20 protein-coding genes are annotated in these 25,138 nt (G+C 63.5%); 9 read left to right on the top strand and 11 right to left on the bottom strand.

Annotation, left to right across the window (positions count from 1 at the left end; genetic code table 11):
• Positions 1–50: 50 nt before the first annotated feature.
• The 3 genes from ON058_RS09355 to ON058_RS09345 form a co-directional block, all read right to left on the bottom strand.
• On the bottom strand, positions 51–1,829 hold the full coding sequence (locus ON058_RS09355; RefSeq protein ID WP_274668777.1) for a biotin carboxylase N-terminal domain-containing protein: 1,779 nt from the start codon (positions 1,827–1,829) through the stop codon (positions 51–53).
• A 163-nt stretch (positions 1,830–1,992) separates the two neighbouring features.
• The gene (locus ON058_RS09350) at positions 1,993–2,625 is read right to left on the bottom strand and encodes a nucleoside triphosphate pyrophosphatase (protein ID WP_274668776.1); all 633 of its coding nucleotides are present in this window, start codon (positions 2,623–2,625) and stop codon (positions 1,993–1,995) included.
• A 140-nt stretch (positions 2,626–2,765) separates the two neighbouring features.
• Positions 2,766–4,394, bottom strand: a complete 1,629-nt coding sequence (locus tag ON058_RS09345) for an MFS transporter (RefSeq protein ID WP_274668775.1) — start codon at positions 4,392–4,394, stop codon at positions 2,766–2,768.
• Between the two features lie 154 nt (positions 4,395–4,548).
• On the opposite strand from ON058_RS09345, the gene ON058_RS09340 reads away from it, so the two are divergent.
• A complete protein-coding gene (locus ON058_RS09340) occupies positions 4,549–4,980 on the top strand; it encodes a MarR family winged helix-turn-helix transcriptional regulator (RefSeq protein WP_274668774.1) in 432 nt (143 codons plus the stop codon).
• Here ON058_RS09340 and ON058_RS09335 read toward each other — a convergent pair.
• The 4 genes from ON058_RS09335 to ON058_RS09320 are packed head-to-tail and all read right to left on the bottom strand — an operon-like array spanning position 4,977 to position 7,995.
• Positions 4,977–5,474, bottom strand: a complete 498-nt coding sequence (locus ON058_RS09335; RefSeq protein WP_274668773.1) for a MarR family winged helix-turn-helix transcriptional regulator — start codon at positions 5,472–5,474, stop codon at positions 4,977–4,979. The genes ON058_RS09340 and ON058_RS09335 overlap by 4 nt on opposite strands.
• Positions 5,475–5,534: 60 nt before the next feature.
• Positions 5,535–6,152, bottom strand: a complete 618-nt coding sequence (locus tag ON058_RS09330; RefSeq protein WP_274668772.1) for a vancomycin high temperature exclusion protein — start codon at positions 6,150–6,152, stop codon at positions 5,535–5,537.
• Positions 6,153–6,157: 5 nt separating this feature from the next.
• Positions 6,158–6,409, bottom strand: coding sequence for an acyl-CoA carboxylase epsilon subunit (locus tag ON058_RS09325; RefSeq protein WP_274668771.1), 252 nt, complete (start codon positions 6,407–6,409; stop codon positions 6,158–6,160).
• Positions 6,406–7,995 (bottom strand): acyl-CoA carboxylase subunit beta, encoded by a 1,590-nt coding sequence (locus ON058_RS09320; protein WP_274668770.1) that lies wholly within the window; start codon positions 7,993–7,995, stop codon positions 6,406–6,408. The genes ON058_RS09325 and ON058_RS09320 overlap by 4 nt, the downstream gene beginning before the upstream one ends.
• A 41-nt stretch (positions 7,996–8,036) precedes the next feature.
• On the opposite strand from ON058_RS09320, the gene ON058_RS09315 reads away from it, so the two are divergent.
• The 8 genes from ON058_RS09315 to glf all read left to right on the top strand — a co-directional run bounded on the left by ON058_RS09315 (position 8,037) and on the right by glf (position 20,884).
• Positions 8,037–8,906: a biotin--[acetyl-CoA-carboxylase] ligase gene (locus tag ON058_RS09315; protein WP_274668769.1), complete on the top strand. Its 870-nt coding sequence runs from the start codon at positions 8,037–8,039 to the stop codon at positions 8,904–8,906.
• A 372-nt stretch (positions 8,907–9,278) separates the two neighbouring features.
• Positions 9,279–11,657, top strand: a complete 2,379-nt coding sequence (locus ON058_RS09310) for a glycoside hydrolase family 3 N-terminal domain-containing protein (RefSeq protein WP_274668768.1) — start codon at positions 9,279–9,281, stop codon at positions 11,655–11,657.
• A 147-nt stretch (positions 11,658–11,804) separates the two neighbouring features.
• Positions 11,805–12,215 (top strand): hypothetical protein, encoded by a 411-nt coding sequence (locus ON058_RS09305; RefSeq protein WP_274668767.1) that lies wholly within the window; start codon positions 11,805–11,807, stop codon positions 12,213–12,215.
• Positions 12,216–12,359: 144 nt separating this feature from the next.
• On the top strand, positions 12,360–15,356 hold the full coding sequence (locus ON058_RS09300) for a glycoside hydrolase family 3 C-terminal domain-containing protein (RefSeq protein WP_274668766.1): 2,997 nt from the start codon (positions 12,360–12,362) through the stop codon (positions 15,354–15,356).
• Positions 15,357–15,494: 138 nt separating this feature from the next.
• Positions 15,495–17,906, top strand: coding sequence for a glycoside hydrolase family 3 C-terminal domain-containing protein (locus tag ON058_RS09295; protein WP_274668765.1), 2,412 nt, complete (start codon positions 15,495–15,497; stop codon positions 17,904–17,906).
• A gap of 12 nt (positions 17,907–17,918) precedes the next feature.
• Positions 17,919–18,680, top strand: coding sequence for a hypothetical protein (locus ON058_RS09290; protein ID WP_274668764.1), 762 nt, complete (start codon positions 17,919–17,921; stop codon positions 18,678–18,680).
• Between the two features lie 16 nt (positions 18,681–18,696).
• Complete coding sequence (locus ON058_RS09285) at positions 18,697–19,713, top strand: glycosyltransferase family A protein (protein WP_274668763.1); 1,017 nt, start codon at positions 18,697–18,699, stop codon at positions 19,711–19,713.
• A gap of 31 nt (positions 19,714–19,744) precedes the next feature.
• On the top strand, positions 19,745–20,884 hold the full coding sequence (glf, locus tag ON058_RS09280; RefSeq protein WP_274668762.1) for a UDP-galactopyranose mutase: 1,140 nt from the start codon (positions 19,745–19,747) through the stop codon (positions 20,882–20,884).
• A 12-nt stretch (positions 20,885–20,896) separates the two neighbouring features.
• Here glf and ON058_RS09275 read toward each other — a convergent pair whose 3' ends face one another.
• From ON058_RS09275 to ON058_RS09260, 4 genes are all read right to left on the bottom strand, one after another.
• Positions 20,897–22,207 (bottom strand): alpha/beta hydrolase-fold protein, encoded by a 1,311-nt coding sequence (locus ON058_RS09275; protein WP_274668761.1) that lies wholly within the window; start codon positions 22,205–22,207, stop codon positions 20,897–20,899.
• On the bottom strand, positions 22,204–23,322 hold the full coding sequence (locus ON058_RS09270) for a sensor histidine kinase (RefSeq protein ID WP_274668760.1): 1,119 nt from the start codon (positions 23,320–23,322) through the stop codon (positions 22,204–22,206). Before ON058_RS09270 ends, ON058_RS09275 begins: the two co-directional genes overlap by 4 nt.
• A gap of 230 nt (positions 23,323–23,552) precedes the next feature.
• A complete protein-coding gene (locus ON058_RS09265; RefSeq protein WP_274668759.1) occupies positions 23,553–24,269 on the bottom strand; it encodes a LytTR family DNA-binding domain-containing protein in 717 nt (238 codons plus the stop codon).
• Between the two features lie 77 nt (positions 24,270–24,346).
• Positions 24,347–25,042, bottom strand: coding sequence for an SOS response-associated peptidase (locus tag ON058_RS09260; RefSeq protein ID WP_274668758.1), 696 nt, complete (start codon positions 25,040–25,042; stop codon positions 24,347–24,349).
• Positions 25,043–25,138 lie beyond the last annotated feature (96 nt).

Raw genomic sequence — 25,138 nt, 5'->3', positions numbered from 1 at the left:
CCGGTCCGCCGCCCAGCACGGACACGAGCCGAACAGGCTGTGGAGAGTACCTACGCGTCAGCGATGTCGCAGATGACTGTGCCGGAACTCACCGACGCGCCCACCGCGTGAGACAAGCCAGCAATCGTGCCAGCCTTATGCGCCACCAACGGCTGCTCCATCTTCATCGCTTCCAGCACCACAATCAGGTCACCCTCGGCAACCGTGGCCCCCTCGTCGACCGCGATCTTCACGATCGTGCCTTGCATCGGGGACGTCAACGAGGTGCCCGATGCGGCACGGGCAGGCCCAGACTTGCGTGCCGACCGACGCGCAGGACCGCCGCGACGCGCATTCGCGCGTCCCGCCTGAGCCAAGGACGCAGGTAGCACCACCTCAAGGCGCTTACCGCCCACCTCCACGACCACACGCTCCGTAGCGGCGGCATCGGCCACCGACTCGGCACCCGCACCAGCGCTACCGAGCGTGGCGACGGTGTCCGCAAACTCGGACTCAATCCAGGTGGTGTAGACGCCAAACCGGCCGCCCGCAGCGGCAAACTCCGGCGCGTCCAGCACGGCGCGGTGGAAGGGCACCACAGTAGGGATGCCCTCGACCGACATCTCAGCAAGCGCACGACGCGCCCGCTGCAGCGCCTCATCGCGCGTGGCGCCCGTGACAATAACCTTCGCGATCATCGAGTCGAAGTTCCCTGACACCGTGTCGCCCTCGACCACGCCAGCGTCGACGCGCACGCCAGGACCGGAGGGGAAACGCAGTTCCGAGATGCGGCCCGGCGCGGGCATGAAGTTGCGGCCCGGGTCCTCGCCGTTGATGCGGAACTCCAGGGAATGCCCGCGCACCTCAGGCGACAGGTTCTGAATGGGATCGCCGGCAGCAATGCGGAACTGCTCCCGCACCAAGTCCACTCCCGTCACTTCCTCCGTGACGGGGTGTTCCACCTGCAAACGTGTGTTGACCTCAAGGAAGGAGATCGTGCCATCGACGCCCACCAAGAACTCGCAGGTACCAGCCCCCACATAGCCAGCCTCGCGCAAAATGGCCTGGCTAGACTCCACCAGCCGCGCATTCTGCTCGTCAGTCAAGAACGGGGCAGGAGCCTCCTCGACAAGCTTCTGGTGACGGCGCTGCAACGAACAGTCACGGGTGGACACCACCACGACGTTGCCGTGAGTATCCGCCAAGCACTGCGTCTCCACATGGCGGGGCTTGTCCAAGAAACGCTCCACGAAGCACTCGCCACGACCAAACGCGGCAACAGCCTCGCGGGTCGCAGAATCAAAGAGCTCAGGAATCTCTTCCCGCGTGCGCGCCACCTTGAGGCCGCGCCCACCGCCACCGAAGGCGGCCTTGATCGCTACGGGCAAGCCGTGCTCGTCCGCGAAGGCCAGCACCTCATCGGCGTTCGCCACCGGATCCTTGGTACCGGGGACCAAAGGGGCACCCGCACGCTGCGCGATGTGACGCGCGCTGACCTTGTCTCCCAGTCCCTCGATGGCTGCTGGGGGAGGGCCAATCCAGGTGAGCCCAGCATCGATAACGGCGCGAGCAAACTCAGCGTTCTCCGACAGGAACCCATAGCCCGGGTGAATGGCCTCAGCGCCGGAACGCCGGGCCACGTCAATGATCTTCGCGATGTCGAGATACGTCTGCCCCGCGGTCTCGCCACCAAGCGCATAGGCATCGTCCGCCAAACGGACGTGCTGGGCGTCGCGGTCGGGCTCGGCGTAGACAGCGATGGACCGCAGTCCAGCGTCAGCGCAAGCGCGAATCACACGGACAGCGATTTCGCCGCGGTTGGCGATGAGGACAGACGAAAAGGCATGCACCCCGTCACCGTAGCGCCTGGGTTGGGCTCGGTACTGAGTTGTGGATGTGCGCACGTTAAGTTTGGAAGGCGCTCACACCGGGCTGATGTCCGTTTGTAGGGTATCCACAAACGATTTGACTTATCCTTGGGCTACGGGGGCGTAGGTTGTGGCAACTCCACAATCATGCGGGGGATCTGAGCATATGGAACGCCACCTGGAACTCCGCGAGCAGCGCCCGCAGCAGCGGCAACGAGACCCCCACGACTCCATGAAAGTCGCCATCGATCGCATCAATGTACGGGCCGCCCAATCCATCCACGGTAAACCCGCCCGCGACCTGCAACGGCTCACCCGTCGCGACGTAGGCGTCGATCTCTTCATCGCTGAGGTCCCCAAAGTGAACCGTCGTCGACGACGAGGCGCCCACCGTTCCGCGCGTGCCATCATCACGGTCATCGACCAGCCAATGGCCGGTGTGCAGCACGCCCGCGTTTCCGCGCATCCGGCGCCACCGCTCCCGCGCCACCTCCGCGGTCCCCGGCTTGCCGTAAATCTCGCCCTCAAACTCCAGCATCGAGTCGCACCCCAGCACCATGCCCTCGGTGTCATACATCCCAGCCACGTGCTCAGCCTTCGCACGCGCCAACGCCAACACCGCATCGGCTGGCCCGGCGTCCGGGTGGAGTTCGCGCAGGCGCTCGAGGACCGCGTCCTCGTCCACCCCAGACACGATCACCTCAGGCTCCACTCCGGCCGATCGCAAGGTCGCGAGCCGGGCAGGGGACTGTGAGGCAAGGATGAGCGGAACGGTCATGCCTTGACCCTATCCCCGGCGCGCATCGGCCCGACCCGCAGCGACTGAAGGCCGCCCCCGCATCGGCCTCTAGTGGCACGAAATGGCTGTTTTAGCCAGCTGTAACAGCCAAATGGAGCCATTTGGCGGGAAAATGGGGGTTACTGAGTGTGCAGTTCTTCGGTCTCCTCGAGCGAGTGGCCGGGATCTGCAGACAGCGCCTTGTCCCCGCGTGGCAACGTCACGAGCATCAGCAACGCCATTGCGCCCGCAATGATCGCGGAGATGAGCATCGCGTGCTGGCTGGCGTCCATGAACGCAGTCTGAGCCGCATCCAAAACCTGAGCCGCAGCAGTCGCCGCGTCCCCGCCTTGCTCTGCCATCGCATCGGTCACCGCCACGGCGCCCGCAAGTGAGTCTTGCACTGCACCGCCTGCCTCCCCGGGGATGGACTCGGCAACATCGGCTATCCCGGAGGTGTACTGATTCGCGATCAGCGAGCCCAGCAGGGCGATGCCCAGCGACCCTCCCAGCTCACGGGTCGTGTCATTCATGGCCGAACCCATTCCGGAACGGTTACGCGGCACTGACGCCATCAGCATGTTGGTTGCGGGCGTCACGACAAGCGCCATGCCCGTGATCACCAGCGACATCGCAATGAGGAAATCCCAGTACGACGGCACGGTAGGCCAGGTGGTCATGAGGAGGAACCCACCGGCAATCACCACTAATCCGGGCACAATTGTCCAGCGAGTGCCGACCTTCTCGACCAGACGTGGAACGAGTGGGCCCAGGATCATCATCGGCAACATCGGAGGAATCATGGCAAGCGCGCTGGTGAGTTCGTTGTAGCCCATGACGAGTTGGAAGATCTGCGTCAAGGAGTAGAACGCGCCAATCATCGCGAAGAATGTCAGCGTCACCGCGATAGCGGACAAGGTGAAGCGCCGGCGCTTGAAGAGGCTGAGGTCCAGCATGGGGTGCTTCACGCGGTTCTCCCACCAGATAAACAAGGCGAGAGCGATCATGCCGATGCACGCCGCGCTGATCGTTGGGGTCTCCCAGCCGTGGGAGGGTGCTTCCATAATCGTGTACACGATTCCAGCAAGAGCGAGCGTCACGAAAAGGCCGCCGGTCCAGTCGACCGGGGTGGCCTTCTCGTCGACGGACTCAGGGACGATGCGCATGGCAACGGGGATGGCCACCACGCCAAATCCGGCGCCCAGGAGGAATGCCGCCTGCCAGTCAAAGTAGTGCAGCAGGAGTCCGGTGAGGACCGATCCAATCATCATTCCCACGCCCGCCACCGCAGCCCAAATGGCGATGGCCTTGGGGCGTTCCTTGGCGGGGAAGACCACGTTGACCAGTGACAGCGTGGTGGGGAGGACGAGTGCGCCGCCGATGCCCATGATCGCGCGCGACGCAATGAGCTCACCTGCGGTGGAAGCGAAGAATGGGGCGTAGAGCGATGCTGCGACAAAGATCACGAGGCCGATGTTCATCACGCGTTTGCGTCCGTAGCGGTCGGCGACGGCCGAGGCAATGAACAGGAGCGATGCGAACACGAGGACGAATGCTTCGACAACCCAGGTGAGCTCCAGCTGGGTCATGGAGAACTCCACCGCGAGTTCTGGCAGTGCCAGGTTGAGGCTCATGTTCGCGATCATCGCGGTCATGAGGCCAAAGCACAGGGTGGCCAGGATTGCCCAGCGTTTGCGGTAGGTCGACTCTGAGATGCCCTCGCTGAGAGCCTCGGCGAGAGTGGACGATGGAGGTGCTGGAGTTGGCATGCAGGCTCCTGAGACAATGGGGTTGGAGAGTGTCCCGGCAGTGGGATTTGGCCAGAATAGTTCGCGTTAGCGGAAGTATCAAGTTCGCGTTACGTGAACTATTGAGTTGATGGCTTTCCGTGGTGTGCGGGAGGCTGTTTTAGCAGGAGTGATGATGGGTCGCGACGATCTTGTGGCTGCAGTGCTTGAGGTGGAGGGACGCCTCATACGTACCTCGATGCGCGCGCAATCCCGCACTTTGGTGAGCGCTAACCTCACACCGGTGCAGTTCCACCTGCTGTTGTTCTTGCATGCAAACCCGGGAACCCCCACCGCGGACGCTGCCGAGGCGATGGGGCTCAAGCCCAACATCACCACGGGAGTGGTGCAACGACTCGTCGATCGCGGCTGGGTTGAGCGCAGGGCATCCGACGCCGATGGTCGTGTGCGACTACTGTCGTTGACGCCAGCCGGTGAGGTCGTGGTGAATGGGGCGATCGCGGAAGCGGAGCAGAGTTTTGTGGCTCACATTCATGTGCTGAGCGATGAACAGATCGAGCAACTCCACGGAATCCTGACCACCATCGAGGCGGCCGCCCGCGACTAGCGCGTCAGATCCGCGTCGAACTCTGTGCACTGCTCCGCAACGGCATCCGGCAACAACGCCGTCAGGAGTGCCGTCAACTGCGGACGGACCTGTTCCGGCACGCGGTCCACGAGCACTTCGCGCTTGAGGGCGTCGTACTTGTCGCTGGCGTCGGCGACCACAGCGAGGCCTTGATCAGTGAGCACAGCCCAGGACGCTCGTCGGTCGTGATCGCACGTGCGCCGAGTCACGAGACCGGCTGCCTCGAGCTTCGTCACCGTATGTGACAGTCGCGACAGCGACGAGTCCGTGGCCTTCGCGACGTTCGCCATCTGCAGTGTTCGGTCCGGGCGGGACGCGAGCATGGCGAGAATGCTGAACTGGTGGTGGTTGAGCCCCGTCACGTCACGCAAGCGTTCATCGAGTGCGGCGGGAACGGTCGCCAGCACCGCGGTGAAGCGGCGCCACAGGAGTTCGTCCTGGGTGCTGAGCATGCTGGTGGGGCTGGCGGTCACGAGCACTATCGTAACGGCGCGCTTGAGCCTGGGCCTAGAGACCTCGTTGCGTCCAGACCGTTACCGCGGAACGTCCTCCAGCGCGGCGTCGCGCACGATCTCGAGTGCTGCCTTCCAACTTGCGGGGAGTTCACGCACGTAGCCGCGGGCGGTGTGGTGACGCGTCCACAGCACGGGCGGGTATGCCCCCTGAACCTCGAGCCCCACGGACCGGCACAGCCACATGGCACGCGGCAGGTGGAACTCCTGTGTGCAGACAATGGCGCTGGTCACTCCCGCGTCGCGGGCATTGCGAGCCGATGCTCGGGTGTCGTGCCCATACGGGTCGCGCAGGAGGGCTTCCTCGGGTATGCCCAGGTCGCGCGCGGTGCGGTGCATTGAGGCGGTTTCGTCCAAGCCTTCCCGGTTCCGTCCCGCGCCGGTCAGCACGAGTCGGCTGACATGGCCCGCGGCATACAGCTGTGCTGCAGCCTCGACCCGCTGGCGCAGGAACAGGCTAGGACGACCGTCTTCCCACACGCGTGCACCCAACACGAGTGCAGCATCTGCGGGGGTGAACGCGGACGAATCCGCCGGGTGGCGGTCGCCAGTCGTGACGGTGCGCGCCACGATCTGTGGCCCCGCAGCGAACACCGCGGCACCCACAGCCAGTTTTCCTACGGCACGTACGCCGGACATCGGCCCTACCTGAGGGAGTGGCGCCACGCGCCGTCGCCACGGCCCAGCGGAAGGTTGCGATGCGAGCCGCGCAGCGTGCGGGTGCGGTCCATCCAGGCCGATGTGGGGGAGCCCGGCGCGTCGTCGTCCGCGTTGGCGGAGGTGACAGCGACCACGCCAGCAACGAGCGCCGCGAGTTCCGCCTCGTCGGGCGAGCCCGACACCACACGCAAGCCGGCGGCCTGCGCGAAGGGGTCTTCCGGTCCGAACTCGCTCATAGCGGGATGTTCCCGTGCTTCTTGGGCGGCAGGGACGCGCGCTTGGTGCGCAAGGCCCGCAGGGCGCGGGTGATCTGCTCGCGCGTTTCGGACGGCTCGATCACCGCATCGACGTATCCGCGGTCAGCGGCGTCGTACGGGTTGACGATCTCGTCTTCGTACTCAGCGGTCAGGCGAGCGCGTTCGGCCTCGACGTCACCGCCGTCGTCGGCAACCTTGGCCAGGGTGCGACGCTGCAGGATGTTGACGGCACCGCCGGCGCCCATCACGGCAATCTGGGCGGTGGGCCAGGCCAGGTTGATGTCTGCGCCCAACTGCTTGGAGGCCATCACAATGTAAGCGCCGCCGTAGGCCTTGCGGGTGATGACAGTCACCAGGGGAACGGTCGCTTCCGCGTACGCGTAGATGAGCTTGGCGCCGCGGCGGATGATGCCCTGGTGCTCCTGGTTGACGCCAGGGAGGAAGCCGGGCACATCCACGAACGTGATGACCGGAATGTTGAAGGCGTCGCAGGTGCGCACGAACCGTGCGGCCTTTTCTGAGGCGTTGATGTCGAGCGTTCCAGCCATGGACTGGGGCTGGTTGGCGACGATTCCCACGGAGTGGCCCTCGATGTGGCCAAACCCTACGAGGACGTTGGGGGCGAACAGCGGTTGGATCTCGAAGAACTCGCCGTCGTCCAGCACGGTCTCGACCACAGTCTTCATGTCGTAGGGCTGGTTGGGGGAGTCAGGGACCAGGGTGTCGAGTGCGAGGTCCTCGTCGGTGCGCTCGAGGTCCGCTTCCGCATCCCAGCTGGGAGCGTCGGACAGGTTGTTGCCCGGCAGGAACTGGATGAGGTGCTGGACGTACTCGAGGGCGTCGTCCTCGTCAGAGGCCAGGTAGTGGGCAACTCCGGACTTGGCATTGTGGGTGTGTCCGCCGCCGAGTTCTTCGAAGGTGACGTTCTCGCCCGTGACTGACTTGATGACGTCGGGGCCAGTGATGAACATCTGGCTGGTGCCGTCCGCCATCACGATGAAGTCCGTCAGAGCGGGGGAGTACACGGCGCCGCCCGCTGAGGGGCCCAGGATGATCGAGATCTGGGGGATGACTCCGGACGCAGCGACGTTGCGGCGGAAGATTTCCGCGAACTGCGTCAGTGCGGCCACGCCTTCTTGGATGCGGGCGCCGCCGCCGTCAGAAATGCCGATGAGGGGAACACCTGTGCGGAGTGCGAAGTCCTGCACTTTAGTGATCTTCTGACCGTGGACCTCGCCGAGCGATCCGCCAAAGACGGTGAAGTCTTGGCTATAGACGGCAACCTGACGGCCGTCGATGGTGCCGTAGCCGGTGACGACGCCATCGCCGTAGGGACGGTTCTTGTCGAGGCCAAAGTTGCGGCTGCGGTGGCGGGCCAACGCGTCGAGTTCAACAAAGGAGCCGTCATCGAGGAGTTGCTCGATGCGTTCGCGGGCGGTCTTTTTGCCGCGTGCATGCTGCTTGTCGGCAGCGGTCGCTTCCCGCTGGGTCACGGCTTCATCGACCTTGGCGCGGAGGTTGTCCAGCGCTCCGGCAGTGGTCGCGGTGGGTTGGGGATCCGTCACGATGCTCCTTGTGCTGTGGCTTCGGCGGCTAGCCTAGCCGGGTGACCCCATCCTCGTCTGCATCCGTCTCCGCCTCGCGTCAGCCGTTGACGGCCGATGCCCTGGCCGGGTTGGTGGGGCCGGGGCGTCAGTTGGCGCGCCTTGAGGTGACGGCGACGTCCCCGTCGACCAACACGGTGCTGCTGGATGCGGCGCGTCGGGAACCCGATGAGTGGCCTGAGGTGAGTGCGGTCGTCACTGACCATCAGACGGCAGGCCGCGGACGTGCAGGCCGGGCGTGGGCGACCCCGCAAGGGGCGGCGTTGACGGCCTCGTTTCTCTTACGGCCCACCGTCCCCGGGGACTCTCTAGGGTGGGCGCCGTTGGTGACGGGCTATGCCACGGTGATGGCGTTGCGCGATGCGGGTGTGGGGGCATACCTGAAGTGGCCGAATGATGTGGTGGTCGAGGCCGGCGCCAAGGCGATCCCTGGCTGGGGACGCTGGCGCAAGGTCGTCGGGATTCTGTGCGAGATGGTGCCGCGTTCCGGTGTGGACGACGAACCTGCGATCGTGGCAGGCATCGGTGTCAATGTGTCGCAGTCATCGGCGGAACTGCCCGTCCCGCACGCGGCTTCCCTAGCGACGCTGGGCGCGACCCGCTTGGACCGTGTGGCGTTGTTCCGTTCATTGGTGGCGCATCTGCATGACGCGGTCGCGATGTGGGAAGCCGATGCCGACCTTCCGCGCGTACACGCGGCGGTGGAGTCCGTATGTGCTTCCGTGGGCTGGGATGTCACGGTCGCGATGCCCGGGGGAGAAGACGTGAAGGGCCGGGTCACGGGGTTGTCTGACTCTGGCGCGTTGCTGGTGGCGACGCGCGACGGCGAACGCGAGGTCCTCGCTGGTGATCTGACGGTGCGACGCGCCTAGACGCCCTGCCTTTCGGCACGTCAAGCCTTAGCAAAGGCACATCACAGAACGGTTACGGCTTGTCACGGCCGTGTTACGGGAGCGACAGGTTATGCGTCTGTAACGACAGGTTGTGTCTTCCAGCAAATACCCCGTGAGGTTCGTTGATGTACTCGCTGTACATCCCGCTGGATGCGTGTGGTCACATCGAGGTCACCTCGGCAATGACGCCCCCGGTACGCCTTCCAGCGCAGGATGCGGAACCCGCGCGGTGCGGGTTCGACGACGAAAGATGGCGAACCCACAGCCTGCGGATGGCCGCAGGTACAGGGAAATCGCTCGCGACTCAAGGAGGAGAAGCAGCATGACCTACTTCCAGGAAGGTGAGAAGTGATGAGAGGCACGCGCATTGCACGCTCCACAGCGTTCTTTGGCATCTTTGCTCTCGCTGTGGCTGGTTGTTCCACGGACAACGGCGACACTGACACCACCCCGAGCGATGAGCCCACCGTTGCCGCAGGCGACTACACCACGCGTGAAGTCTCCGACGGCACCACCGACTTTGTCGTAGTGGAGAACCCCGACGGCACCACGCTGTCCTACTCGGCTGAGGGCGGCGTTGAGCTGCTCGAAGAAGAGATTGACGGATCCACCTACGCGTTCAAGGACATGAACGGCAACGGCGAACTCGACACGTGGGAAGACTGGCGTGAAGACTCCGAGGTTCGTGCCACGGACCTCGCATCTCAGATGTCGATCGAGCAGATCGCGGGCCTGATGCTGTTCAGCTCGCACGAGCGTTCGCCCGCAGACGGTCTGACCGACGCACAGAAGACGTACCTCGAGGAGTCCAACCTCCGTGCAGTGCTGAACGCTGCCGGCTCGGACGCAGGCGTCACCGTGCCGTGGGTCAACGAAATGCAGGCCTACGTCGAGACCCTCGCTACCGAGGACACCCCCTACGTGCCCGTGAACTTCGCTTCCGACCCGCGTTCGACCGCAGGTTCTGGTGGATACAACGCAGACGGCGCCGACATCTCCCGGTGGCCCTCCAACTTGGGTCTTGCCGCGACTTTTGATGCCGAGCACACCAAGAAGTTCGGTGAGATGGCTTCGGCCGAGTACCGCGCCTTGGGTATCGCCACAGCTTTGAGCCCGCAGATTGACCTCGCCACCGAGCCGCGCTGGCTTCGTGTCGGCGGAACCTTCGGTGAGGATGCTGCTCAGTCTGCCGAACTCTCAGCGGCCTACGTGGACGGGTTCCAGGGCTCGGACGGTGAAGCTGAGTGGGGTGACGAGTCCGTCAACGCCATGATCAAGCACTGGGCCGGTGACGGACCGGGTGAAGGTGGACGCGAGTCCCACACCTACACCGGTAAGTACGGTGTGTACCCCGGCGACAACCTGGACGAGCACATTTCCGTGTTCCAGGGAGCGCTCAACTCGGCCGCAGTGATGACGTCCTATTCGATCTCGCTCGACGCTGACGGCAACCCGCTGTTCGAAGACCGCACCGGTACCGCGTACGACACCGGTCTCATGTCCGTCCTGCGTGACGACAACGCCTTCGGCGGCGTGGTCGTCACCGACTGGGGCGTCATGAGCGGATCCAACGACGAAGGCGCGTTCTTCGGAATGGCATGGGGTGCGGAAGACATGACCCCTGCTGAGCGCTACGCACACGTGCTGGGCACCGGCCACGACATGTTCGGTGGAGTCAACGACGCCACCTACATTCTCGAAGGCGCCGAGGTCTGGCAGGAGCAGTACGAGGCTGGCGAACGCGACGTGGACGCGGAGACCCGCTTCCAGGAGTCCGGTGCTCGCATCCTGAACATGAGCTTCCAGGCTGGCCTGTACGAAAACGCCTACCTTGACCCCGAGGAGTCGGCAGCAGTTCTCGCCTCCGACGACAAGGTGGACGCTGGCTACGAAGCACAGTTGGCTTCGATCGTGATGCTCAAGAACGATGGCGTTGTCGCCGAGGGCAACGACTGGTCTGACAAGACGGTCTACATCCCCCAGTCCTACGACACTGGTCACGCTGGACTGTTCGGCGATGCCACCTACTCCGAGGGTCCCACCATGGACCTTGACGTTGCAGCGCAGTACTTCGGCAATGTCGTGACCGACGAGGTCGAGTATGACGACGAGGGCAAGGTCGTGTCCTACACGGCTCCTGACCTTAGTGACGTTGACCTGGTCCTGGTGGGCATGGACAGCCCCAACAACGGTGACAACTTCTCCGCTGCTGGGCACGACACCGAAACCGACGAGTGGTACCCCATGTCCCTGCAGTACCGCGAGTACACCGCAGACGGCGACAACGTCCGCAAGGAGTCGATTGGTGGTGACCTCCTCGAGGACGGTACCCAGGAGAACCGTTCGTACTTCGGCAACACCTCGCGCATCTCGAACGAAGCTGACCTGGACGCATTCGAGCGTGCTGTGGCAGCTGTCGAGGACAGCGGACAGGACATCCCCGTGGTGTCGGTACTGAAGGCGATCAACCCGATCGTTCCAGCAGAGTTCGAGTCCGACGCAGACGCCATTGTGGTCAGCTTCGGAACTTCGGACCAGGCCGTCTACGACGTCGTCACCGGTGGCTACGAGCCCACGGGTCGCCTGCCCATCCAGTTCCCCGCGGACATGGACACGGTTGAGGCCCAGTACGAGGACGTCGCGAAGGACATGACGCCCTACACCGACGCCGCAGGCAACGCCTACGACTACGGCTTTGGCCTCAACTACTCCGGAGTGATCTCCGAGTAAGGCCACGGCACCACGACTGACGGTGGCCGGTTCCTTCACCGGAACCGGCCACCCCGTCAGTCATGAAGGGCCACCCGGCCCTTCGCCCTCTCAGAAGCAACGGGCTGATACCGCAAACACAGACCCGTGAAGTAATAAGGAGCAGAGATGAACACCAAGAAGATGCGGGCTGGCGGCCTCGCCGTCCTGATCGCCGCCACCGGAGCTTTCGGCCTGACCGCCTGCTCGAGCGACGACGGCGCTGCTGGAACCGACACCGAGGTGTCGCAGGAAGCCGCCGTTGACGTGGCCACCGACCTGGAGACCGCAAAGGCTGCCGTTGACGAGGCGCTCGCAGGCGACGACTGGGCCCAGGTCATGCTGGCCAGCGACGTTGACAGCCCCACCGTCAAGTACGGCCTGATGGTCATGCCGTTCGTGAAGACCGACGCTGCAGAGCGCGTCACCGGCACCGTCAACATCGATGGTGGCAACTACACGATCGAAGCAGTGTCCGCTGCTACCGGCCAGACCTGGCAGATCGACCAGGACGGCAACATCTCCGAGGCTGCCGAATAATTCGGTTCCTCGTGGCGTCGGTTTCCGACGCTCGCGGCTGACCCGCCCGGCACCCCTCATCCCTCCCTCGCCGGGCGGGAGCCGCATCCCCTCCCTAGTTTTGAAGTATCGCCCTCCACGTCAAGTGGCTGAAGGAGACTAGTCGTGAAATCACGCAAGCCGAAGGACGGAGCCGCCGCAAAGGCTCGCATGTCCAACAAGGCCTATCTGTCGATCTGGATCCCTGTTGTTGCCTTGCTGACGATCATCGTCGTCGTGGCCAACATGGCCCTGGTCGTGGCGGGTGGCTGGGTTGCCTCGCAGTTCGGTTCCGGAACGTACACGTTCACCAACTCGGAGAAGTCCGCCGAGTGGGACACCGAATACTACGAGGCGGACTACGCCGACATGGACGAGGTGGACGCAGCCGCCCGTGACCTGGTCGAGGAGATCGGTGCCAGCGGCATCGTCCTCGCCAAGAACGAAGGCGACGCACTGCCGCTGGACTCGTCCTCCCAACTGACCATGCTGGGCCGCGCAGCTGCTGACCCAGTGTTCGGTGGATCGGGTTCCGGCTCGGTCGACACCAACACTGCGGTGACGGCACGCGCCGGACTGGAAAACGCAGGCTTTGGCATCAACGATGAGGCCTACACCGCAATCGAGACTTACGCCGACGAGAACAAGCGCGGCCACATCGAGATGGACCTCCCGATGGAGTCGACCTTCACCATCGGTGAAATGCCGATCGAAGGATACGAGGCAGTGTCCGACTCCTTCGCTCAGTACAACGACGCAGCCGTCGTGTTCATCGGCCGTCCCGGTGGTGAAGGTGGTGACCTGGCGCAGGACATGCTGGACATCCCTAACTCCGAGAACATCGATCCTCGCGCACAAGAGGGTGAGCACCAGCTCGAACTGAACCAGGACGAGAAGGCCCTCATCGAACTCGCCAAGGAAGAGTTCGAGACCGTCGTGGTGGTCGTGAACGCCTCCACCACCCTCGAAATGGGTGAACTGCAGAACGACGAAGGCGTAGACGCGATCCTCCTCGCTGGCTCGCCCGGCGCATCGGCCTTCAACGGCCTGGGCCGCATCCTCTCGGGTGACGTGAACCCCTCCGGTCACACCGTTGACCTGTGGTCCGCCGACTTCACCGCAGACCCCACCTTCGCTAACTTCGGCGAGTTCGTCTACAACAACGTCGAGGCCAGCTACCCCGTGTCCGCGACGGAAAGCGCCACCTCGAACGCCACGGTGACGTCCGACGCCCCGTTCGTGAACTACACCGAAGGCATCTACTACGGATACCGCTACTACGAGACCGCAGCCGTCGAGGGCTTCATCGACTATGACGAAGCAGTCGTGTACCCCTTCGGCTACGGCCTGTCCTACACGGACTTCGCCTGGGAGATTGCAGGCTCCGAGCTCGGCGCTGTCGACGGCGAAATCTCGGTCGACGTGACCGTGACCAACACCGGTGACGTGGCAGGTAAGGACGTCGTCCAGGTGTACGTCAACGCCCCCTACTACCAGGGCGGTATCGAGAAGGCTGAAGTAGTCCTCACCGACTTCGTGAAGACTTCGCTCCTGGAGCCCGGTGCTTCCGAAACGCTGACCGTCTCCTTCGCAGTCGAGGACATGGCTTCCTACGACTACCAGGACGCCGGCGCCTACGTGCTGGAAGCCGGTGACTACGAAGTGCGTGTGCAGAACGACTCGCACACCATCGCCGAGGGCACCGAGCCCATCGTCTACACCGTCGATGAGACGGTCGTCTACGACGAGTCCAACCCGCGTTCGACCGACGAGGTTGCCGCGACCAACGCCTTCGACGACGTCTCCGCACAGTTCACCGAGGACGGCGCCAACGGCACCATCCAGCCGATGTCCCGTGCAGACTTCGCCGGCACCTTCCCGACCGCTCCCACCGAGGAGCAGTACGTGGCCAGCGACGCCATCATCGAAGGCTTCGAGGCGTGGGACTACGACGCCGAAGCAGAAGCTTTCGAAGGCGACATGCCCACGACCGGTGCCAACTCCGACCTGTCGCTGATCGACATGCGCGGCCTCGACAAGGACGACCCGCTGTGGGACGAACTGCTCGACTCGCTCACCGTCGGTGAAATGACCGACATGCTCCTCAACGGCGCCTACCAGACCGCACCTATCGGTTCGATCGGTAAGCCCCAGACGCTGGAGCCGGACGGCCCCGCAGGTTTCTCGTCCTTCATCAACTCGTCCATCAACGGCGTGGCTTACCCCTCGCAGGTGCTGATTGCTCAGACCTGGGACGTGGAGCTGGGCGCAGCGATGGGTGAAATGCTCGGAAACGAAGCCATCCTCAAGGGCATCAACGGTTGGTACGCCCCCGCAGTGAACCTGCACCGTACCCCGTTCGGTGGACGTAACTTCGAGTACTACTCGGAAGACCCGGTCCTGTCCGGTGTGATGCTGACCTCGGTCGCCAACGGTGTTGCCACCAAGGGCGTCTACACGATGATCAAGCACTACGCGATGAACGAGCAGGAAACCAACCGCGTCAACAACGGCATCGCTACCTGGGCAACCGAGCAGGTCATCCGCGAGATCTACCTCAAGCCCTTCGAGATCGGTGTCAAGAACATCACGATGGACGTCACGTACCTGGCGGACGACGAGGGCACCGTTGCCGAGACCACGATTGGTGCCGGCGGCATGATGAGCTCGTTCAACCGCATCGGTGCTACCTGGGCCGGTGGGTCGGAAGCGCTCATGGACACGGTGCTCCGTGAGGAGTGGGGATTCGACGGATTCGCGATCTCCGACTTCAACCTCTACCCGTACATGAACCCCAACGAGGGCATCAGTGCTGGTACTGACCTCACGCTGACGTTCCAGCCGTCCAAGTCCTTCGGAGACACCAGCTCCGCGAAGGCAGTGACGGACATCCGTGAAGCCACCCACAACATCCTGTACACGGTGGCGAACTCCAACGCGATGAACGGTCTGGCACCTGGTGCCACGGTCGACTACACGCCTCCCACGTGGGTCTACCTGCAGATCGGCATCACGATCGTTGCTGGACTGGGAATCGCCTTCTGGATCTTCCGGATTGTGGTTCGCGTCCGCCGCCACGGTAAGGCCGCTGAGGGCCAGCCCGCGGTGGCATCCGAGGCCTAATCGCCTCACCTCGTCCACAACGGACAGGGTGCTGGGCCGGCAATTGCGGTGCCGGCCCAGCACCACCCCCCATCCTTCCTCTTCTTTGGTGACGGCGCCACAGCGCCGCCCGTGACGTCCCCGTCTGGAGCCCACCTCATGTCTCACGAGCTGACAACTCTCGAAAAGGCAGCGCTGCTGAGTGGCGAGAACATCTGGCAGTCGCGAGCTTTCCCGCACGCTGACATCCGTGCCCTGTTCTTCGCCGACGGCCCCCACGGTGTGCGCAAGCAGACCGGGTCAGGGGACCACCTGGGGATTGCAGCCTCGCAGCCCGCGACGTGCTTCCCGACCTCCGCGACGATCGCGAACAGCTGGGACACCACGCTTGCACAGGAGGTAGGGGAGGCACTCGGTGCTGAGGCCGCATCCCAGGAAGTGGATGTGCTGCTCGGCCCCGGCCTGAACGTGAAGCGTTCGCCGCTGTGCGGGCGCAACTTCGAATACTTCTCCGAGGACCCGTACCTGTCGGGCACCCTCGCGGCCGGCTACGTGCGCGGAATCCAGTCACAAGGTGTGGCTGCCAGCCCCAAGCACTTCGCGGCCAACAGCCAAGAACTCCGCCGCATGGCATCCGACTCCGTGGTGGACGAGCGCACGCTGCGCGAGATCTACCTCACCGGCTTCGAGATTATGGTCCGCGAATCCTCGCCACGCGTGGTGATGTCTGCGTACAACCAGATCAACGGCACCTACGCTCACGAGAACGCGCACCTGTTGAAGGACATTCTGCGCGACGAGTGGGGCTTCGACGGTGCCGTCATCACTGACTGGGGCGGCGGCAACGACCCGGTGGCTGCAGTGCGTGCGGGTGGTGGCCTCGAGATGCCTTCCCCTGGCCTGGACTCGGTTCCGGCGCTCCTGGAAGCGCTGGAGCGCGGCGAGTTGTCCATGGAAGACCTGGACGCCCGCGTGGAGGAACTGCGCGCGCTGGGGCAGTGGGTAGATGGCAGCAAGGCTCGTCCTGCGGACCTGGATGCTCACCACCGTTTGGCACGTCGTGCGGCACGCGAGTCCGCAGTTTTGCTCCGCAACGAGGACGCGGTGCTGCCGCTGGCCGCGAGCACGCGGGTTGCAGTGATCGGCGACTTCGCTGACACGCCGCGCTACCAAGGCGCCGGATCTTCGCTGGTGAACGCCTCCCAGTTGACGTCCCCGCTGGAAGCTCTCCGTGCATCGGACCTTGACGTCGTGGCGTACGCGCCGGGCTTCAAGCGCGACGGCACTGCCGACGCGGCGCTCACGGAACAGGCTGTCGACGCAGCCATGGGAGCCGATGTGGTGCTCCTGTACTTGGGTCTCGACGAGGTTGCGGAGTCCGAGGGCAAGGACCGCGAACACCTGCGCATGCACGAAGCGCAAACGGAACTGCTGGCGCGCTTGCGTTCAGTTAACAAGCGTGTGGTCGTGGTGTTGTCCGCGGGCTCCGTCGTGGAAATGCCGTGGATCGAGGACGCTGCTGCTGTCCTGCACGGGTACTTGGGCGGCCAGGCCGGAGCTGAAGCAATGGTGGAACTGCTCACCGGCAAGGCCAACCCCGCTGGCCGGTTGGCGGAAACCTACCCGTTGACACTCGATGACACCCCTACGGTCAACTACTACCCGGGTGTGGGCCGCAACGCCGAATACCGCGAAGGCCTGTACGTGGGCTACCGGTACTATGCGACGACGGGTGTCGATGTTCGCTTCCCGTTCGGCTTTGGTCTCAGCTACACCGCGTTCGAGTACAGCGACCTGAGCGTGACGGACGCCGGCGCCACCTTCAACGTGACCAACACGGGCGATGTGGCCGGCGCGGAAGTGCCGCAACTGTATGTGAGCCGCAAGGGTGGAGCAGTCTTCCGCCCCGCACTGGAACTCAAGGGGTTCACGAAGGTCGCTTTGGATCCGGGTGAGACTGCGAGTGTCACCATCCCGTTTGATCAGTACACGTTCCGTCACTTTGATGTGGCGGCCGATGCGTGGGCTGTCGAGGCGGGCGAGGTTCAGATCATCATCGGCGCCTCCAGCCAGGATCACCGTCTGACCGCGACGCACCAGGTCGAGGGCACCGACGTAGAAGCGTCCGACCCTGCGTTGGAGTCCTACGCCAGTGGCAACGTTCGCGACGTGTCTGACGCTGAGTTCACCCGTCTGCTGGGCCGCGACCCACAGGTGCAGGCTTCTCAGTTCTTGCGCCGCAACGACCCCTTGCGTGCCATGCATGAGGCACGCAGCCCTCTGGCCCGGGTGGGTGCGCGCGTGTTGCGGTCCCTGATCGAACGGTCCGAGCGCAAGGGTAAGCCGGACCTCAACCTGTACTTCCTGTACAACATGCCGTTCCGTGCCATGGCAAAGATGACCGGCGGTGCCGTGTCTAGCTCCATGGTGGACCAGATGCTGCGCATCGTGAACGGCCACTTCTTCCGGGGCGCGGGCGGCCTGATCCGCGCTTTCTTTGCCAACCAATCCACGTCGCGCCAACTACGTCGCGACCTTGAGTCGTCGGCCTCCGTGGCCGCACCGCAGTAAAGGAGAACACCCATGTCCGCGATTGCGAAGTGGTGGCGCCGATTTGAAGAGCGCCACACGGGGACTGCCCAGTTCCTGATGTTCTTTGTGTTCTCCAACGCTGTGACGGTGTTGCAGCTGGCCATGATGCCCATCCTGCGTGGCTGGCTGAGCGGCACCGAACTAGTGAACACGGACTTCCAGGTGCTGCCTGTGGGGTCCAACCTCGATGGTTCGCAGTACTACATGTTCGACTACGCCGCTGGGGAGATCTCCACCGGTGGCGGCGGTGGCCTGGCGTACTTCCTGTCCGTCCAGATCACGCTGGCCATTGCGCAGATCATCAACTTCTTCCTGCAGCGCAACATCACCTTCAAGTCGAACACCTCGCCGTGGATCGCGGCCATGTGGTACTTCATCGCGTACATCGCGATCACGTTCATCGCGGCGGCAGCTCAGGGCTTCTACAAGGTGCCGGTGTACGACTTCTTCATCGACACCCTGGGCTGGGGTGCGACCGGTGAGACCACCGCTGACGTGGTGACGATGATCATCAACTCGGCGATCTCGTTCTGGGTCTTCTACCCGATCTTCAAGATCATCTTCAAGCGTGTTCCTGATGAGGCAGTGGAAGCTGCCGCAGCGGAGGTCCCCGCCGCCAGTGCAGCTGTGACGCACTCCACGCCCGCTACCGGCGACGCTGCCGCGGAACTGGACGTTGACTCGGCAGAGGGTGGAGATCAAGCACGAGTGGGAAGTGACGGCAACGCCGACGACGGCGCCACGTCACGCTGATGTAAGGACACATGGCATGAAGACGCTGAGCGTGGTTGTGCCCGCCTACCAGGCGGCTGGGTGGCTCGAACGGTGCGTGGACTCACTGCTGGTGGGTGCCGAGGACCTCGAGATTCTCATCGTCAACGATGGCTCCCGTGATGAGACCGGGGAGATGGCTGACCGCTATGCGGCCCAGCACCCCGGGATCATTCGGGCCATCCACAAGCCCAACGGCGGTCACGGTTCCACGATCAACGTCGGCATTGACGAGGCCCAAGGCACGTACCTGAAGGTTGTCGATAGTGACGACTGGGTAGACCAGGGCGCACTGGTGGCCTTGCTCGAGACCTTGCGTGGTTTTGCGTCGCAGGCCGATGCCGTGGACTTGGTGTTCAGCAACTTTGTGTACGAGAAGGTGGGCCGCAAGTACAAGCGTGCGGTCCGCTATCACAACGTCCTCCCGCTGGGCCGCGTGTTCGGCTGGGAAGATGTGGGCAAGTTCCGTGCCAGCCAGTACCTGATGATGCACTCCTTGGTGTACCGCACCGAGGTGCTGCGCGAATGCGGGCTGCGTCTTCCTGAGCACACCTTCTATGTGGACAACTTGTATGTGTATGTGCCGCTTCAGCATGTGAAGTCGATGTACTACCTGGATGTTGACCTGTACCGGTACTTCATTGGCCGTCCCGATCAGTCCGTCAATGAGGCGGTGATGATCAAGCGGATCGATCAGCAGTTGAAGGTCAACAAGCTGCTGTCAGACGTTGAAGTGAACCCGTTTGAGGTGCCGCCGGCGCTGTACCGCTACTTGCTGCATCACCTACGGATTGTCTGTGTGATCTCCTCGACCATGTTGCTGCGGTCAGGGCGTGACGAGGACTTTGAACGTAGGGTTCAGATGTGGAAGGAACTGCGTTACGACGACCCGGTGGTGTACCGAAAACTGCGCCGTTCGCCCTTGGTGCAGATTGTGAACCTGCCGGGACGTCCGGGACGCAAGGTGTCTTCCGTGGCGTACCGCAGTGCGGCGTGGGCGTTGCAGTTGAACTAGCGGCAGTGCAGACCGGTCACGTGGAGGTGCCATGAGCGACGTCGTTGTGGTGGGGGCGGGCCTGTTTGGGCTGACAGTAGCCCAGCAGCTGGCGGAGCGTGGACGGACCGTCACCGTGGTGGATCAACGCCACCACATTGGTGGCAATGCGTACTCGGAGTTCGATGCGGATACGGGTATTGAGGTCCACCGCTACGGTGCTCACCTGTTTCACACGTCGAACGCTCGCGTGTGGGAGTACGTCAACCGCTTCACGTCGTTCACGGACTACACGCACCGGGTGTTCACCACCCACGCTGGCGAGGTTTATCCCATGCCCATCTCGTTGGGCACCATCAACCAGTTCTTCCGGTCTGCGCATGGGCCGCAGGCAGCGCGCGACCTGATCGCGTCCCACGCCGCGGAAATGGCGGGCCGCACCCCACAGAACCTTGACGAGCAAGGCGTGTCACTCATCGGCCGTCCTTTGTATGAGGCTTTTATTCGGGGCTACACCGCTAAGCAGTGGCAGACGGACCCACGTGAGCTTCCTGCGTCCATCATCACGCGCTTGCCGGTGCGCTACACCTATGACACTCGGTACTTCTCTGACACCTGGGAAGGTCTGCCCACGGACGGTTACACCGCGTGGTTTGAACGCATGATCGACCACCCGCGGATTGACGTGAGGTTGGGGCAGGATTTCTTGAGCGCCGATGCTGTGGTGACGCGGGACACCACACGCGGTCAGGTGCCGGTGGTGTTCACCGGTCCGGTGGACCGGTACTTCGGGTACGAGCAAGGCGACTTGGGGTGGCGGACGATCGACTTTGAGTGGGAGACCTTGCCGGTGGCGGACTTCCAGGGAACCTCGGTCATGAACTATGCCGACGAGGATGTGCCGTACACCCGCATTCACGAGTTCCGGCATTTCCATCCTGAGCGGGACTACCCCCAGGACAAGACGGTGATTGCGCGGGAGTTCTCACGCGCCGCAGTCCGTGGCGATGAGCCGTACTATCCGATCAACACGCCTACGGACAGAGAACGGCTGGCGGCCTACCGTGACCTGGCGGCGGCAGAACCTCTGGTGCACTTTGGTGGGCGGCTCGGGACTTACCAGTACCTGGACATGCACATGGCGATTGCGTCGGCGTTGAGCCTGGTAGACAACTCCCTGGCCGAGCTGTAGCGCGTAGCGCTGTTACTGGGTGAACGCGGACCCTGCGAGGAAGTCAGCCAGCATCTGACGCCACACCCACCACGTGTGTCCGCCGTGAATCATGAAAGTGGAGGCGTCTGTCCCGTGTGCTGAATAGGCGGCGGCCCAGTCGGTGAACACGTCGTCATCCGGAGCGAGTGCATCTTCTGTGCCTGACCCCAGATGGATTCGCTGAGGTGTCGCGGCAGCCGTCAGTGCGGCGTCCGTCAGATCGGCGGCTGCCGTGTGCTGAACAGCGAGGGGAACGGACCAGATGCCGTACTCAGCGAAGAGGCCCGGCTGGGTGTGGAGGAGGTGTTCGGACACGCGCCCACCCATCGACAGCCCTACGAATGCGCGGCGGTCAGGGTCGCTGGTGGTGTGGAAGGTGTTTTCGACATACGGCAGCACGTTGTCGAGCAACTCCGTGGCGTAGAGGTCGAAGAACTCTGGGTCCGTCATTCCTTGCTCGCTCAGGCCATTGAAATCGGTCGTGACGGCAACGAAAGGCTCCATGGCACCAGAGGCGATGGCGTGGTCGAACTGGGTGGCGGCCCCGCCGTCGTTGAACCAGGAGGCAGCGTCACCACCTGCTCCGTGGGATAAGACCAGCAGGGGATACGGCTCGGAGCGGGTGGCGTCCCAATCGGGTGGGAGGTACACCCCGAGTGAGTGAGAACCGGCGGGGCTCACCGACACGGTGGAGTCGTAGGTGTGCATCTCGACGGTGCCTTGGCTTGCGGCATCGAGGGGGATCTGAGTGTCGGCGTCGTACGTGGGATGCGAGGAATCGGTGGGGACAAACAGCTGAGAGAGCGGTGCGCTGTACGTGATGCTGGTGGGCTCGAGTGGCGCAGGGTTGGTGGGGTCTGCGGTCATGGAGCACAGGTAGATCAGGCTGCACGGCTCCGTGATGAACCCGTAGGACCACATGCCTGCGGGCACGGCCATGGTGATCTCCCACACACCGTCGTCGCCTTGGGTGAGCGGGGCTAGATCGGCGGCCAGGGGCGTGTGGGACACATCTCCCGGCTGCCATTCATCCCCGAGCCAGGACGACTGCGACCCCTGAATCTCAATCAGGTCCGGGCGGGTGAAATACACATCGCCACCCAGCCACACCTGCTCGGCTTCTGGCGCCTCAAAGCGGAACGTGGCCTCGAAGCCCGTGGGGGAGTCCTCCGCTGCCGTCACCTCGACGCCAGTCTCAACCGGGGCATCGGCGCTACACGCGGACAAGCTCAGTGCAGCGGCTGTAGCCACCGTGGCAGTGGCGCGCCAGGGGAGGGCCGATGCGCGGGTACGGGCGCTCATGAGCGGTTCTTGGTGGCGGGGACGGGAAGCAGGACACGGAGCACAAACCAGTCGTCTTCCACACGGACGGTGAGTGATCCGCCGTACCGTTCGGCGGTGTCGCGCACGTTCTTGAGTCCGTAGCCGTGGTGGCGGGAGTCGCCCTTGGACGTGACGGGCAGGCCGTGCGCGGTGCGGAGGCTGCCGGTGAAATAGTTTTCGACGCGAACCAGCGTCAAGGAATCCTGACGGTGAATAGCGACTCGGATGAGGCGCTGATCGCGGGTGTGGACTTTGGAGACAGCTTCGATGGCGTTGTCGAGCGCGTTGCCGATGATCGTGACCAGGTCCATGGCGTCCACGAACGCCACAGCCGACCCGTCCGCAACGATCGTCATCGTGATGTCGTAGCGATCGGCTTGCTGGCTCTTGGACATGAGCATGGTGTCGAGCACCGGATTGCCGGTATCCAGCGTGGTGCGTTCAAAGCCCTTGATGGACTCTTCAAGTTGGTCGATGTACCGGGCGCGTTCACCAGGGTCTTGTTCGGCACGGAACGCATGAATGTAGTGCTTGAGGTCGTGATATTTGCGGTTGACCTCATCGATGTCGTGCTTGGACTGCAAATATCGTTCGCGCTGGTTGGACAGCATCATGGAGATGGTGGCGACTTCTTGGGAGCGGTGCAGCTCAAGCCGTTGACCGCGTAACGCGAACAAGATCACGAACCCACAGAGGTCGACCAGGGTGCGGATGTAGAACACCTCCGGATCCAAGCGTCCAGAAAATGGTGTGGACGTGGTCACGAACGACAGATTCGACATCAAGAACGTCACGGCCGCGACAGCAATCACGCTGATGAGTGTGCGGGTGTCGATCGGCAGGGGATTGTCGCGCGGGAAGTGGCCGCGTTCCGCGAGGAAAGCCGCCACAAAGATGCCAATGTAGATGCCGCCCAAGAGCAAATACTCCAGGGCGGGCCGGTTCTCCGCACCAAAGAAGAACACGTGGAGTTGCCACTCGAAGGACGCGACCAGTTCGGCAAGGACGAATGCGCGCGCCGTGAGGTCGCCCGCTTCCCGGGGCCGGACATCGGCCACCGCCACAATGAAGCCGAACATGGCGGCGACCGCCATTCCCCATGCCCAGGACCCACAGCACATTTGGCAGCGACTCGGCCAGCAACTGCACGCCGATGAGCGCAGGAAGGCCCGCGGCGCAGAGCCCCACGGTGGTCCACCGGCCCCACCGCGGCCGCATCAACATGATGTACACCATGCAGGCCGACCATTCGGCAATGCCGGTGAACAGGCGCGGGATGTCGGGAAGTGCGTCGACGATCATGGGTGGGCCTGGATGCGGCGGTTCATGTGCGGGCCCGGCGGTCTACGTCGTCTGTCAGCGCATCGAGGAAGCCCTTACGTCGTGGCCGGCTCACCGCCAGCTCCGCCCCGCCCGTCATCACGCAGCTGGCAGGCTCCACCGAGGTGACGTGCCGCAAGTTCACGATGTAACAGTTGTTGGACCGGTAGAACCCGCGGCCTTCCAGTTCTTCCTCGACAGCTTTGAGTGTGCCGGAGAATGCGTACTCGGAGTCCAACGTGTGCACAGTGATGCGGTGCTTCACGGACTCCACGTACACGATGTCCGCCACAGCAAGGCGAGCAACCCGCCCGCCTACGTTCAGCATCACAGCGTCGTCTTCGGGACGGCGCAACCTGGACAGCGACCGGGTGAGCTCCTGGGCAAACGCAAAGTACGGCACGGGCTTCACTAAGTAGGACAGCGCGTCGACTTGGTAACCCTTGATGGCGTACTGCGCCATGTTGGTCACAAAGATGATGATGACTTCAGGGTCTGTTTGGCGGATCCGACGGGCCGATTCCAGACCGTCCATGCGGGCCATTTCGACGTCGAGGAACAGGATGTCGAACCGCGGGCGGTAGTTCTCGACCAGGTCCGCGCCGTCCTCGTACTCGCTGATATCGAACTCGGTGCCGTTTTCCTCGGAGTACCTGGCCAGATGGTTCAGCAGGTCTGTGCGGTTGGCCGCGACGTCTTCCGCGATACCGACCCTGATCATGATGCTCCTTTGGCCATGGCGTGCGTTCACACGGGTGCCTTTGATCGTATCAACGGCGCAGGTCAATGCAGTAAGTGCTACGCCACGTAGCGCACCACGTTTTCCGGCCCGTTGTTCTTGGGACTTCCCACTTCAGGACGCACCGGATGCCAGGCAAGTTCCGGCGATGGGACGGAAATCACATCAAACAACGTTCCTTGGTCGCTGCCACGATCGAGCCAAGCGTCCGTCGCATCGTGGTCCAGCATGACGGGCTGGCGGTCGTGGATGTCCCGCATGGGCCCACGGGCCGCGGTGGTCATGATGGTCGTCGTCACTAGCCAAGGTGCGGCATCGCCCAAGGCTTTGTCCCGCCAGAACTCGTACAGTCCCGCAAACGCCAGCGGGGCCTCGTCTGCTGAGTGAATCCAGAACGGCTGCTTGCCAGCCTCGCTGGTCTGCCATTCAAAGTAGCCACTTGCCGGAACAATGCAGCGCCGCTTCGCGAACGCGGAGCGGAACGATGGCTTGTCTGCCACGGTCTCCGAACGCGCGTTGATCATGCGTGAGCCAATGCTGGGGTCCTTGGCCCAGGACGGCACCAGGCCCCAGCGGGCCGCTTCCAGCCTGCGACCGGGGTCGTCTTCCTTGCCTGGCACCACGATCGCTACCAGTTGGGTAGGGGAGACGTTCCAGTTGGGATCGAACAGGCGCGGCTCGTCTGCTACGGCAGCGATGTGGAAGTGATCGACCAGTTCCTGTTCCGTGAGGAAGTTCCCGTAGCGTCCGCACATCTGTTCATGGTGGCACACCGCGCTGACCTGGGCGTGGGGGAGTTATCCACAGATCGTCCTGACCCTCTCGCGTCTGTGAGTGAACCTTCCTAGGGT

This window comes from Demequina sp. B12 (assembly GCF_028823635.1).
Lineage (GTDB): Bacteria > Actinomycetota > Actinomycetes > Actinomycetales > Demequinaceae > Demequina.
This window is presented reverse-complemented; position numbering and strand designations above follow the sequence as displayed.

Coding starts and splice junctions, on each gene's coding strand:
- ON058_RS09270 (WP_274668760.1), bottom strand. CDS start 23,322: ATGGCGGTCGCCGCCATGTTCGGCTTCATTGTGGCGGTGGCCGATGTC.
- ON058_RS09275 (WP_274668761.1), bottom strand. CDS start 22,207: ATGAGCGCCCGTACCCGCGCATCGGCCCTCCCCTGGCGCGCCACTGCC.
- ON058_RS09330 (WP_274668772.1), bottom strand. CDS start 6,152: ATGTCCGGCGTACGTGCCGTAGGAAAACTGGCTGTGGGTGCCGCGGTG.
- ON058_RS09310 (WP_274668768.1), top strand. CDS start 9,279: ATGAGAGGCACGCGCATTGCACGCTCCACAGCGTTCTTTGGCATCTTT.
- ON058_RS09295 (WP_274668765.1), top strand. CDS start 15,495: ATGTCTCACGAGCTGACAACTCTCGAAAAGGCAGCGCTGCTGAGTGGC.
- ON058_RS09290 (WP_274668764.1), top strand. CDS start 17,919: ATGTCCGCGATTGCGAAGTGGTGGCGCCGATTTGAAGAGCGCCACACG.
- ON058_RS09260 (WP_274668758.1), bottom strand. CDS start 25,042: ATGTGCGGACGCTACGGGAACTTCCTCACGGAACAGGAACTGGTCGAT.
- ON058_RS09340 (WP_274668774.1), top strand. CDS start 4,549: ATGGGTCGCGACGATCTTGTGGCTGCAGTGCTTGAGGTGGAGGGACGC.
- glf (WP_274668762.1), top strand. CDS start 19,745: ATGAGCGACGTCGTTGTGGTGGGGGCGGGCCTGTTTGGGCTGACAGTA.
- ON058_RS09325 (WP_274668771.1), bottom strand. CDS start 6,409: ATGAGCGAGTTCGGACCGGAAGACCCCTTCGCGCAGGCCGCCGGCTTG.
- ON058_RS09350 (WP_274668776.1), bottom strand. CDS start 2,625: ATGACCGTTCCGCTCATCCTTGCCTCACAGTCCCCTGCCCGGCTCGCG.
- ON058_RS09305 (WP_274668767.1), top strand. CDS start 11,805: ATGAACACCAAGAAGATGCGGGCTGGCGGCCTCGCCGTCCTGATCGCC.
- ON058_RS09285 (WP_274668763.1), top strand. CDS start 18,697: ATGAAGACGCTGAGCGTGGTTGTGCCCGCCTACCAGGCGGCTGGGTGG.
- ON058_RS09265 (WP_274668759.1), bottom strand. CDS start 24,269: ATGATCAGGGTCGGTATCGCGGAAGACGTCGCGGCCAACCGCACAGAC.
- ON058_RS09345 (WP_274668775.1), bottom strand. CDS start 4,394: ATGCCAACTCCAGCACCTCCATCGTCCACTCTCGCCGAGGCTCTCAGC.